Genomic DNA, 11,361 nt, shown 5'->3' on the forward strand with positions numbered 1-11,361 from the left:
GTTTTTCAAAGGTTGAATCCATGCCCACGCGTAATGATGAACACGACGACTTCGACGATGTACCGAGCCTGCGGATGCGTGCCGACATCCCCGATGACGACGACTTCCTGCCCAACCGTCAACCGCATGTGCAGGCGCGTCCCGCACCCGTGGCGGCGGCCAAGGTCAAGGGCCCCAGCACCGGGCCGCTGTGGGCGCTGGTCGGCGCGTTGCTGTGTGCGTTCGGCTTCCTGGCCTGGTGGAGCTTCCAGCAGATTTCCCTGATGGAGCAGCAATTGGTGGCGACCCAGGAGAGCTTCGCGCGGATCAGTGAGGACGCGGCGGGACGCTTGCAGGACATTTCCGGCAAGGTGGTGGCCGGTCAGTCCAATGTCATGAGCGACAGTGAAGCCTTGAAGCTGCAGATCAAACAGCTGGACAACAAGCTGCAAGAGCAGGCCCGGCTATTCGAAAGCAAGCTGCAGGAACAGTACAAACAGCAGCAGGCTACGTTCGGTCCATCCGCCGACCTGGACAAGGAACTGGCCCAGCTCATTGCCCAGGCCACTGAGCAGCAGAACACCAGCACTCAACTGCAAGCTGCCAACAAGGAGCTCCAAGCCCAGCTCAAGACGCTGGCGGCGGAAGTGACCGCCCTGAAGAACCAGGGCGAAGGCGGCGTGCTCGATGCCCAGCTCAAGAGCATCGGTGCCGATATCACCGCGCTGAAAAGGAACAGCCAGAACCCTGCCATCGAGCGCCTGGAGCAGGACATGATAGTGCTCAAGAGCCAGCAGGATAACGGCAACACCGCCGAATTCGACGCCTTCCGTGGCCAGGTCACCCGCAACATCAATACCCTGCAAGCGCAGATCCAGCATCTGCAACAGCAGCTCAGCGCCCGGGCTCAGTAAAAACTGTGGGAGCCTGCTCCCACGGTTTTCCAGGTACCCAGAGAACTTAAATTCACCACAGATCCCTGTGGGAGCGAGCCTGCTCGCGATGGCGATGGTTCAGTTGGCAGAAATCTCGACTGTGCGGGCGTCATCGCGAGCAGGCTCGCTCCCACAGTTGTTTTCCAGCGGTCGCGGGTCTGATGTCTCCACCGCAGTTTCCTGAATACTTCCACATCACCCCATGCCAGTTACTCTCTTGAAATACCAACAAGAACGGGGGCGCGGTATGGGAATTTTTCAGAAGATGGCCTGGCTGGGCGCACTGTTGGTGCTGGGGCTGGCACAGGTGCATGCCGCGCCAGCGGATGACGGCCGGGCGGCCCGGGGGTTGCTGGAAAAGGCCTTGGCCTACTACCACGACCACGGTGACAAAGCCTTTGCCGCCTTCAGTCGGCAGGGGGATTTCGTCGACAAGGATCGCTACGTGTTCGTGCTGGACACCCGGGGCGTGATGCTCGCCAGCGGCGGGCCTTCTGCGGCACTGATCGGGCGTGACGTTTCCGAGGTGTTGGGACCAGACCTGCGCAAGGGTTTCAAGGACGCCCTGAAAACTCCCGAGGGCAGCGGGATCCAGCAGGCCGACTACCGTTGGCAGAACTGGGCGGACGGCAAGGTCGAACGCAAGCATGTGTATTTCCAGCGAGTCGGCGAGCGAATCCTGGCCGTCGGCTATTACCTGCCACGGGCTTCTGCCGAACAGGCCCGGGCGCTACTGGACAAGGCTTCAAACGACCTGCAGAAGAACGAGAAGGCCACGTTGACGGCCGTCAACTCCCTCAAAGGCGGGTACTTGCAGGATGATTTGTACGTCTTCGTCGTTGACCTCGATACCCGACGCTATGTTGCTCATGGCACCAATCTGCGGTTGATCGATACCGATTTCGCCAAGGTCAAGGACCCGGGTGGCAAGCCGGTGGGCGAGCCGATCCTGGCAATGATCGGCAAGCAGGATGTGGGGGAGTATGCCTATCGCTGGAAGAACCCGGTGACTGGCAAAGTCGAGGACAAACACGCCTACCTGAAGAAGGTCGGGCATTTCCTGGTGGCGGTGGGGTATTACAGCCCGTAAACCCGGTGAGGTCTTGCACTGACGCGCCCTTGTGGCGAGGGGATTTAGCGAAACGTCGCACCGCCCCGTTGGGCTGCGAAGCAGACCCCATGATCTCAGCCGTTGGATGTGTTAGAGAGAACGCAAGGGGTTGCTGCGCAACCCAGCGGGGATAAATCCCCTCGCCACAGGTACAAAAAAGCCCGCATTCGCTGCGGGCTTCTTGTTTGGTTCCTAAGGCAATCAGCCCGCCACCAACACCCGGATCGCTTCCAGGCGCAAGGCAGCTTTTTCCAGCATCGCCAGGCCTTGCTCGCGCTGTTGGCGCAGGGCCACCAGTTCGCTGTCGCGCACAGTCGGGTTGACGGCTTGCAAGGCGGTCAGGCGGGCCAGTTCTTCGTCTGTATCGGCCGCCAGGCGACGTTGGGCCTCGGCCACGCGCTCGGCGTGCCGGGGAGCGATCTTCTCTTCGCCGGCATTGATGCGCGGGGTGAGTTGATCGCGCTGGGCCTGGATGAACTTGTTGGCGCTGGCGCGTGGCACGCTTTCGAGCTGATCGTTCAAGGTCTCGAACGAAACCCGGGCCGCCAGGTCGTTACCGTTGCTGTCCAGCAGGCAGCGCAGGGCGGCCGGTGGCAGGTAACGGCCCAGTTGCAGCGAGCGCGGGGCAACCACTTCACTGACGTAGAGCAGCTCCAGCAGCACGGTACCGGGCTTGAGGGCCTTGTTCTTGATCAGGGCCACGGCCGTGTTGCCCATGGAGCCGGACAGCACCAGGTCCATGCCGCCTTGCACCATCGGGTGTTCCCAGGTGATGAACTGCATGTCCTCGCGGGACAGCGCCTGGTTGCGGTCGTAGGTAATGGTCACGCCTTCGTCGTCGCCCAGCGGGAAGCTGGCATCGAGCATTTTTTCGCTCGGCTTGAGGATCAGCGCGTTGTCCGAATGGTCCTCGCTGTCGATGCCGAACGCGTCGAACAGGGTTTCCATATAGATCGGCAGGGCGAACTGGTCGTCCTGTTCGAGAATGGCTTCCACCAGCGCATCGCCCTCACCGGTGCCACCGGAATTGAGCTCCAGCAGCCGGTCGCGGCCGCTGTGCAGCTCGGCTTCCAGGCGTTCGCGTTCGGCGCGGGCCTCGTCGATCAGCGCTTGCCACTGGCCATCGTCGGCTTCTTCCAGCAACGGCAGCAGGCGTGGGCCGAACTGATGCTGCAGGGCGTTGCCGGTCGGGCAGGTGTTGAGGAACGCATTCAGCGCTTCGTGATACCACTGGAACAGGCGCGCCTGCGGGCTGGTTTCCAGATATGGCGCATGCAGTTCGATGGTGTGCTTCTGGCCGATTCGGTCCAGACGACCGATACGCTGCTCCAGCAGGTCCGGGTGCGCCGGCAGATCGAACAACACCAGGTGATGGGCGAACTGGAAGTTACGGCCCTCGCTGCCGATTTCCGAGCAGATCAGCACTTGGGCGCCGAATTCTTCATCGGCGAAATAGGCCGCTGCGCGGTCACGCTCCAGGATGCTCATGCCTTCGTGGAACGTCGTGGCCGGGATGCCGGAGCGCACGCGCAAGGCGTCCTCCAGGTCCATGGCGGTTTCGGCGTGGGCACAGATCACCAGCACCTTGGTGCGCTTGAGCATTTTCAGCTGGTCGATCAGCCACTCGACGCGCGGGTCGAATTTCCACCAGCGTTCTTCTTCGCTGGCGTCCGGCTGGGCCTGGAAGCTGACTTCCGGGTACAGCTCGGCGTGATCGCCCAGGGGCAGCTCGAGGTATTCGGCCGGGCACGGCAGCGGATAGGCATGCAGCTTACGCTCCGGGAAGCCCTGGACGGCGGCGCGGGTGTTGCGGAACAGCACGCGGCCGGTGCCGTGACGGTCCAGCAGTTCGCGGACCAGGCGGGCACTGGCTTCGACGTCGCCATCATTGACGGCGGTCAGCAGCGCTTCGCCTTCATTGCCCAGGAAGCCGTGGATGGTCTGGTGGGCTTCGGGCGAGAGACGGCCCTTGTCCAGCAGTTCCTGCACGGCCTCGGCCACCGGGCGGTAGTTTTCGCTTTCGGCGCGGAAGGCCTTGAGGTCGTGGAAACGGTTCGGGTCCAGCAGGCGCAGGCGGGCGAAGTGGCTGTCCTGGCCCAATTGTTCCGGCGTCGCGGTCAGCAACAGTACGCCCGGGATCGTCTCGGCAAGCTGTTCGACCAGCGCGTATTGCGGGCTGACCTGATCCTCGTGCCATACCAGGTGATGGGCTTCGTCGACCACCATCAGGTCCCAGCCGGCGGCGAACAGCGCGTCCTGGGCCTTCTCGTCGTCCACCAGCCATTCCAGCGCCACCAGCGCCAGTTGCGTGTCTTCGAACGGGTTGCTCGCATCGCTTTCGATGAAGCGCTCTTCATCGAACAGAGCGACCTGCAGGTTGAAGCGCCGGCGCATTTCCACCAGCCACTGGTGCTGAAGGTTTTCCGGAACCAGGATCAGCACGCGGCTGGCGCGACCGGACAGCAGTTGGCGATGGATGACCAGGCCGGCTTCGATGGTCTTGCCCAACCCCACTTCGTCCGCCAGCAACACCCGCGGTGCAATACGGTCGGCGACTTCCCGGGCGATGTGCAACTGGTGGGCGATAGGCTGGGCGCGTACGCCACCCAGGCCCCAGAGCGAGGACTGCAACTGGCGGCTGGTGTGCTCCAGGGTGTGGTAGCGCAGGGAGAACCAGGCCAGCGGGTCGATCTGGCCGGCGAACAGACGGTCGCTGGCCAGGCGGAACTGGATGAAGTTCGACAGCTGGGTTTCCGGCAGGGTGACGACTTCGTTCTGCCCGTTGAGACCGTGATAAACCAGCAGCCCATCGACGTCATCGACTTCGCGCACGGTCATCTTCCAGCCTTCGAAGTGGGTGATCACGTCGCCCGGCGAAAACCGTACCCGTGTAAGAGGCGCATTCCGTAGCGCGTACTGGCGGGTATCGCCAGTGGCCGGATAGAGCACGGTCAACAAGCGGCCGTCCTGTGCCAGAACGGTGCCTAAACCCAGCTCGGCTTCGCTGTCACTGATCCAGCGTTGCCCCGGTTGATACTGCTGCGCCATGCTGCCTGACTCCCGCCTTGAAAAAGCCGATTATCTTAACGGAATGATCCCTCAGACCAAAGGAATTAAGCACTTTAAAGGCCGTTATAGCGGCCGGTCCGATGGAACTTCAGCCGGTTCTGCGATCAAACAGGCTTGCGCCTGCCCTGCGTTAATGCCAACCGGGTCACAAGTTTCGGACCAGCGGTTCAAGCTGTCTGCGCCACAGCCGATAGCCTGATGACAGGAGATTTTTATGTTGCTACCCACGCTCCCCTTGAGCGCCGTACCCATCACCGCACAACAGGATCCGGTCCGCCAGCGACCGGATATCCCGCCCGTGGTCCCGGTACAACAGACCTCCAGCGAAAGCACCATCGACCTGCAACAGCGCGATCCGGAGGAAGCCGCGCTGTTGTTGCGCGAGGAACAGCGTCGCCAGCAGGAGCGCGAGAGGCGCCGTCGTGAAGCCGATGAAGACCCCGAGGAGCACCTGGCCATACCGGGGACTGAACTCAATGCCGACAACACCGTGCCGGTGAAGCCGCTGATAGACGATGAGGCGCGCCAGGGCCTGTGGGTCGATATCCAGATCTGATTTCCGATATGTGCCCGCGTATGCAGGCTGGTCAACGCCGCCGACAGCCCCCATCATGAGCACATTCGCACTTCACTGCATGATGCCGACACGCCATGAGCCAAGACGACAAACTGATAGACCTCAGCGCTGAACGCGCCAAGCGTGTTCATGACCTCAACGAAAAGCGCCTCAATGAAGTCCGCCAGGCTTTCGAGCAGGCCATGCCTTTGGGTAAGCCGAAGAAAAAACCGAAGAGCAAACCGAAAAAGCGCTGACGCCCCCTCGATCCATTGATGCAGATCAGTTATTTCCCTTCCTTTTCGCTCGGTCGCGAGCGTTATTGACCTCGGTCAATTCTCATCCAGGCGTCATTGGTTAACTTGGCTCCAACGCAACAGGGGCAAGACCAGGAGGCCAATCATGTTTTTCGACAATGTGGTGTTTGCCGGCGTGTTGACGGTCGGCCTCATGTTTGTATTTTTCGCCGGCTTTGGATTATTCATCTGGAAAGACGCACACAAGCGCAAAAAACCATAGGTCTTTCCGGCTGCAACGAGCACGCAAGGCATTTTGGGCGACTTCGGTCGCCCTTTTTTTTTCGCGCCAGATTCTTGCCCACACACCAAACCCCTGTGGGAGCGAGCCTGCTCGCGATAGCGTCAGTTCAGCCAGTATCAATGGTGGCTGACCCACCGCTATCGCGAGCAGGCTCGCTCCCACAGGGTATGCATTTGGCATAAAAAAAGGTGCGACCCGCCAGGATCGCACCTTTTTTATGAGCCGCTGGACTCAGCTGCCCAGCGCCTTGGAAGCCAGCCAGAACAATCCGGCCGACAGCGCCACCGTCGCCGGCAGGGTCAGTACCCAGGCCAGCAGGATGTTGCGTACCGTGCCGCCTTGCAGGCCGCTCTTGTTGGCGATCATGGTGCCGGCCACGCCGGAAGACAGCACGTGGGTGGTGGATACCGGCAGGCTGAAGACGTTGGCCAGGCCGATCATGCACGCGGTGGTGATCTGCGCCGACATGCCCTGGGCGTAGGTCATGCCCTGCCTGCCGATTTTCTCGCCGATGGTCAGCACCACGCGCTTCCAGCCAACCATGGTGCCCAGGCCCAGCGCCAGGGCAACGGCCAGGATCACCCAGAACGGAGCGTATTCGGTGGTGGCGGTCAGGTCCTTGCGCAGCTTGTTCAGATCGTCCTTTTCGCGGGCCGCCAGGTTTGGCAACTTGCCGACCTTCTTGGCTGTGTCGTCCAGGCAGAGCAGGTAGCGACGAATCTCGATGCGGCTTTCCGCCGGCAGCGAGTGGTAGTCGGCCACGCCCTTGAGGGTGTCGAGCAGCGCATTGATGGTGGGTTCGGTCTGTTGCGGGTTGCAACGGAATTTCTCCGGCAGGTCGCCCGGCACGCTTTTGCCCAGCGCCAGGTATTCACCCAGGGATTCGCTGTTGCGCTGGTAGAACTGGCTCAGGTGCAGGGTGGCGTCGCGGGTGCGTTCGATCTGGTAAGTGGTGCTGCTCAGGTCGAGTACGAATTGCGCGGGGACGATACCGATCAGCACCAGCATGATCAGGCCGATGCCTTTCTGACCATCGTTGGAACCGTGGACGAAGCTGACGGCCATGGCCGAGATCACCAGCACCAGGCGGTTCCAGAACGGGGGATGCTTCTTGTCGTCGAGCTTGCGGCGCTGTTCCGGTGTCTTGTGCATCTTCGACAGCGGACGCCACCATTTCAGGCCAATCAGCACCAGGGCTGCAATCAGGAAGCCGGCCATGGGCGAGAACACCAGCGAGGCGCCGATATCGATTGCCTTCTGCCAGTTCACCCCATCGCCTAGCGGAATATCGTTGATCAACGCGTTGGCCAGGCCCACGCCGAGGATCGAACCGATCAACGTATGGGAGCTGGACGCCGGGATACCGAAGTACCAGGTGCCCAGGTTCCAGGTAATGGCCGCTGCAAGCAGCGAGAACACCATTGCCAGCCCGTGCCCGGTGTTCACGTTGATCAGCAGTTCCACCGGCAACAGGTGAACGATGGCATACGCCACGCCCACGCCGCCCAGCAGCACGCCGAGGAAGTTGAACACCCCGGAAAAGAACACCGCCAGGTGCGGCGGCATCGCTTTGGTGTAGATAACAGTGGCAACCGCGTTAGCGGTGTCATGAAAGCCGTTGATGAACTCGAAGGCGAGGACAAAAGCCAGGGCGAGCAAGAGGCTCACAAGCACCCAAGCATCCAGTCCGCTGAATAAATCGATCATGAAGGTTTTCTGACCCGGTCATAAGGGGGCGCGATTATGCCAGAAAACCTCGTTGATCGATGCATTGCCTGCTCATCGGTAACATTCTTCAACGAAATAATTTGTAGGAAACCCTCTGGGGGCAGGTTTTCCAAGGGGGGCGCAACCCATTGATTCCGGGGTCAAAAGCCAGGCGAGCAAGGGGCGCCATGAGGCTGAGCAGGGCCCCAGGTAGTTGTATGAAATATCTGAAAAGAAGGTCAGTCACGTTTCCTCCACCGCTTAACGGAAGGAGGGGCGGCCCGCTCATGACGGGCATCCAGCCCGGTGTCCGGCCTGGGTGCCGACCGGAAACCGTTTCAAAAGGCTCGGAGTAAGCGTGTCATCGCTCTTCGGGCCTGAGTTCCTTTTCCATTTTCTGAAGTTCCTGGGAAAAGGCCTGGTCCTGAACAGTGGCGCGTTTACGCCAGGGTTTGCGTTCCGGTTCAGGTTGTGCGGCGTAGGTGGTGACTTCCCCGCCGTAAACTTCCTTGTAACGTTGTTCCTGGCGCTCAAGTTCCGCGCGCAGTTCGTCTTTCGTCACAGTATTACCTAGCAAAGTGAAATTGAATCTGGTGATACGCACTGCATGTATCCACGCAGACGGCCACGGCACCAGAGCTGACAGCTGACGTAGCATCAGGGCTTCGTGTTGTTGCCGATACAGGGGAAACGGCCATGTGGCGCTTCAGGCACCTGAGGACGGACCGGCCGATGGGCCGTACCGTCGCTGAGCTGCATTATAGCGGTCCACCCGAAGAACACTATCGGGAATTATTAAAAGGGTGGGTTGTTGTGTGTGTCCATGTTTGCCTGTGCAACTTGTGGCAATTACGTTTCAAACAATACCATTCTGCCGATACCCTCGCGCCGTTCAAGGCGACAAGTTCAATATTGCAACCTCGTTGTTCAAAGTCAAATGTGCCGGGTGCTGTCCTTCAAACTAATTGGCGGATTCTCTCGTTGAGCGGTCGGGCGATTTCCCGGGAATGGTTTCGTCGATTGCGATTATCGGCCGAGGGTTCGATAATCGAACGGTCTTGATGGGCCAGCTCTTGTTGTCCCTCGGGCTGCCGTTTGTAATAACCGCCACCGCCGGGGGAAGCACCAGACATGAACGATCAATTGCGCAATGCCTTCTCTTCAGTCGCGCCACCGATTGTCGCCTCGCCGGCCAAACGGATACAGGCCCTGACCGGTGATCCGGACTTCATGACGTCCCTGGCCCGTGGGCTGGCCGTGGTCCAGGCATTCCAGGAGCGCAAGCGCCACCTGACCATTGCACAGATCAGCCACCGCACCGAAATCCCTCGCGCCGCTGTCAGGCGCTGCCTACACACATTGATCAAACTCGGCTACGCCACCACCGACGGGCGCACCTATTCGCTGTTGCCAAAAGTGCTGACCCTCGGCCATGCCTATCTGTCGTCGACGCCGCTGGCGGTTTCTGCCCAGCCGTACCTGGACCGCATGAGCGAGCAGTTGCACGAGGCCTGCAACATGGCGACGCTCGAGGGCGACGACATCCTTTACATCGCCCGGTCGGCCACCACCCAGCGGCTGATTTCCGTGGATCTGTCCGTCGGTGGACGCCTGCCGGCCTATTGCACTTCGATGGGCAGGATTCTCCTGGCGGCCCTGGATGACGCGTCGCTGCGTGACTACCTCGACCACGCCGACCTGCAGGCCAAGACCAGTCGGACGTTGCACACACCGCAGGCATTGCTCGAGTGCCTGCAGCAGGTGCGACTGCAAGGCTGGTGCATCGTCGATCAGGAGCTGGAGCAGGGCCTGCGGGCGATTGCCGTTCCGGTCTACGACGCTTCCGGTCAGGTCGTGGCGGCGCTGAATGTCAGTACCCATGCCGGACGGGTCAGCCGCAATGAGTTGGAACAGCGTTTCCTGCCCAGCCTGTTGGGGGCCAGCCGGGACCTGAGCGCGCAGCTGTTCGCTTAAGCTGTTCGATAAACGCACAGAGACGTCTCGGGTGAATTGACGGTGTTTATCCGGCCTCATTAATGTCGCGGCAGCGTCATCCGGCGCGATCGGGTCCGATCCGCCCGGCACAATAATAATGAGAGACCCGATGAACCAGCCCCAGACCTCCGTAGGCCATTGCCTCGATGTGCAGTCCTTCATCAATGCGCAACCCATTTCGCGCTATCAGTGGCGGGTGGTGATCCTCTGTTTCCTGATCGTTTTCCTCGATGGCCTGGACACGGCGGCCATGGGCTTCATCGCCCCGGCGCTGTCCCAGGATTGGGGAATCGATCGCGCCAGCCTCGGCCCGGTCATGAGCGCCGCGCTGATCGGTATGGTCTTCGGCGCGCTGGGCTCCGGGCCGCTGGCTGACCGCTTCGGGCGCAAAGTCGTACTGGTGGGGGCGGTGGTGCTGTTCGGTGCGTTCAGCCTGGCCTCGGCCTATAGCGCCAATGTCGAGCAATTGCTGGTGCTGCGCTTCCTGACGGGCCTGGGGTTGGGCGCAGGGATGCCGAACGCCACCACGTTGCTGTCGGAGTACACCCCGGAACGCAAGAAATCCCTGCTGGTGACCAGCATGTTCTGCGGGTTCAACCTGGGGATGGCCGGCGGCGGCTTCATCTCGGCCAAATTGATCCCGGCGTTCGGCTGGCACAGCTTGCTGCTGATCGGCGGGATCCTGCCGCTGATCCTGGCGTTGGTGCTGCTGTTCTGGTTGCCGGAATCGGCGCGCTACCTGCTCGTGCGCAATCGCGGCACCGACAAGGTGCGCAAGGCCCTGGCGCCGATCGACCCGGCCACCATCGCCCAGGCAGCCAGCTTCAGTGTGCCTGAGCAGAAAACCGTGAAGGCCCGCAATGTCCTCGCAGTGATTTTCTCCGGTACCTACAGCGCCGGTACGTTGCTGCTGTGGCTGACCTATTTCATGGGCCTGGTGATCGTTTACCTGCTGACCAGTTGGCTGCCGACGCTGATGCGCGACAGTGGCGCGGGCATGGAGCAGGCGGCATTTATCGGTGCGTTGTTTCAGTTCGGTGGCGTATTGAGCGCTGTGGGTGTGGGTTGGGCGATGGATCGGTTCAATCCTCACAAGGTCATCGGCCTTTTCTATCTGATGGCCGGGATATTTGCCTACGCCGTCGGGCAGAGCCTGGGCAGCATCACCCTGCTTGCCACCCTGGTGTTGGTGGCCGGCATGTGCGTCAACGGCGCGCAATCGGCGATGCCTTCCCTGGCGGCACGCTTCTATCCGACCCAAGGCCGGGCCACGGGCGTGTCGTGGATGCTCGGCATCGGCCGGTTCGGTGCCATCCTCGGGGCCTGGATGGGGGCGACGCTGCTGGGCCTGGGTTGGAACTTCGAACAGGTGCTGACCGCGCTGGTCATTCCCGCGGCGCTGGCGACCACGGCGGTGGTGATCAAGGGCATGGTCAGCCATGCGGATGCGACCTGAGCCGCTAACCTGA

General features: G+C 61.3%; 10 protein-coding genes. 7 read left to right on the forward strand and 3 right to left on the reverse strand.

Annotation, left to right across the window (positions count from 1 at the left end):
* Positions 1–20: 20 nt before the first annotated feature.
* Positions 21–893, forward strand: a complete 873-nt coding sequence (locus LOY67_RS06540; RefSeq protein WP_265066460.1) for an ATPase — start codon at positions 21–23, stop codon at positions 891–893.
* Between the two features lie 268 nt (positions 894–1,161).
* Complete coding sequence (locus LOY67_RS06545; RefSeq protein WP_413776164.1) at positions 1,162–2,004, forward strand: cache domain-containing protein; 843 nt, start codon at positions 1,162–1,164, stop codon at positions 2,002–2,004.
* Between the two features lie 222 nt (positions 2,005–2,226).
* Here the strand turns inward: LOY67_RS06545 and rapA are convergent, their stop codons facing one another.
* Positions 2,227–5,073 carry an RNA polymerase-associated protein RapA gene (rapA, locus tag LOY67_RS06550; protein WP_265066461.1) on the reverse strand — a complete coding sequence of 949 codons (2,847 nt, stop codon included), beginning with the start codon at positions 5,071–5,073 and terminating at the stop codon, positions 2,227–2,229.
* A 235-nt stretch (positions 5,074–5,308) separates the two neighbouring features.
* On the opposite strand from rapA, the gene LOY67_RS06555 reads away from it, so the two are divergent.
* From LOY67_RS06555 to ccoM, 3 genes are all read left to right on the forward strand, one after another.
* Positions 5,309–5,650 (forward strand): aspartate-semialdehyde dehydrogenase, encoded by a 342-nt coding sequence (locus LOY67_RS06555; protein WP_265066462.1) that lies wholly within the window; start codon positions 5,309–5,311, stop codon positions 5,648–5,650.
* Positions 5,651–5,745: 95 nt separating this feature from the next.
* Positions 5,746–5,907, forward strand: a complete 162-nt coding sequence (locus tag LOY67_RS06560) for a hypothetical protein (protein WP_265066463.1) — start codon at positions 5,746–5,748, stop codon at positions 5,905–5,907.
* Positions 5,908–6,052: 145 nt separating this feature from the next.
* Complete coding sequence (gene ccoM / locus LOY67_RS28330) at positions 6,053–6,169, forward strand: cytochrome c oxidase subunit CcoM (RefSeq protein ID WP_025212288.1); 117 nt, start codon at positions 6,053–6,055, stop codon at positions 6,167–6,169.
* A 252-nt stretch (positions 6,170–6,421) separates the two neighbouring features.
* Here the strand turns inward: ccoM and LOY67_RS06565 are convergent, their stop codons facing one another.
* Positions 6,422–7,897 carry an inorganic phosphate transporter gene (locus LOY67_RS06565; protein ID WP_265066464.1) on the reverse strand — a complete coding sequence of 492 codons (1,476 nt, stop codon included), beginning with the start codon at positions 7,895–7,897 and terminating at the stop codon, positions 6,422–6,424.
* A 361-nt stretch (positions 7,898–8,258) separates the two neighbouring features.
* Complete coding sequence (locus tag LOY67_RS06570) at positions 8,259–8,459, reverse strand: hypothetical protein (RefSeq protein WP_080686273.1); 201 nt, start codon at positions 8,457–8,459, stop codon at positions 8,259–8,261.
* A 569-nt stretch (positions 8,460–9,028) separates the two neighbouring features.
* Between LOY67_RS06570 and pcaR the strand changes: the two genes are divergently transcribed.
* Entirely contained in the window at positions 9,029–9,871 is an 843-nt protein-coding gene (gene pcaR, locus LOY67_RS06575; protein WP_265066465.1) for a pca regulon transcriptional regulator PcaR, read from the forward strand.
* A gap of 130 nt (positions 9,872–10,001) precedes the next feature.
* Positions 10,002–11,348, forward strand: coding sequence for an MFS transporter (locus tag LOY67_RS06580; protein ID WP_265066466.1), 1,347 nt, complete (start codon positions 10,002–10,004; stop codon positions 11,346–11,348).
* Positions 11,349–11,361: the final 13 nt, after the last annotated feature.

The organism is Pseudomonas sp. B21-056 (assembly GCF_026016325.1).
Lineage (GTDB): Bacteria > Pseudomonadota > Gammaproteobacteria > Pseudomonadales > Pseudomonadaceae > Aquipseudomonas.

Excerpts from the sequence above, each read along its gene's own strand:
- LOY67_RS06540 (WP_265066460.1), top strand. The coding sequence starts at position 21 with ATGCCCACGCGTAATGATGAACACGACGACTTCGACGATGTACCGAGC.
- LOY67_RS06545 (WP_413776164.1), top strand. The coding sequence starts at position 1,162 with ATGGGAATTTTTCAGAAGATGGCCTGGCTGGGCGCACTGTTGGTGCTG.
- rapA (WP_265066461.1), bottom strand. The coding sequence starts at position 5,073 with ATGGCGCAGCAGTATCAACCGGGGCAACGCTGGATCAGTGACAGCGAA.
- LOY67_RS06555 (WP_265066462.1), top strand. The coding sequence starts at position 5,309 with ATGTTGCTACCCACGCTCCCCTTGAGCGCCGTACCCATCACCGCACAA.
- LOY67_RS06560 (WP_265066463.1), top strand. The coding sequence starts at position 5,746 with ATGAGCCAAGACGACAAACTGATAGACCTCAGCGCTGAACGCGCCAAG.
- ccoM (WP_025212288.1), top strand. The coding sequence starts at position 6,053 with ATGTTTTTCGACAATGTGGTGTTTGCCGGCGTGTTGACGGTCGGCCTC.
- LOY67_RS06565 (WP_265066464.1), bottom strand. The coding sequence starts at position 7,897 with ATGATCGATTTATTCAGCGGACTGGATGCTTGGGTGCTTGTGAGCCTC.
- pcaR (WP_265066465.1), top strand. The coding sequence starts at position 9,029 with ATGAACGATCAATTGCGCAATGCCTTCTCTTCAGTCGCGCCACCGATT.
- LOY67_RS06580 (WP_265066466.1), top strand. The coding sequence starts at position 10,002 with ATGAACCAGCCCCAGACCTCCGTAGGCCATTGCCTCGATGTGCAGTCC.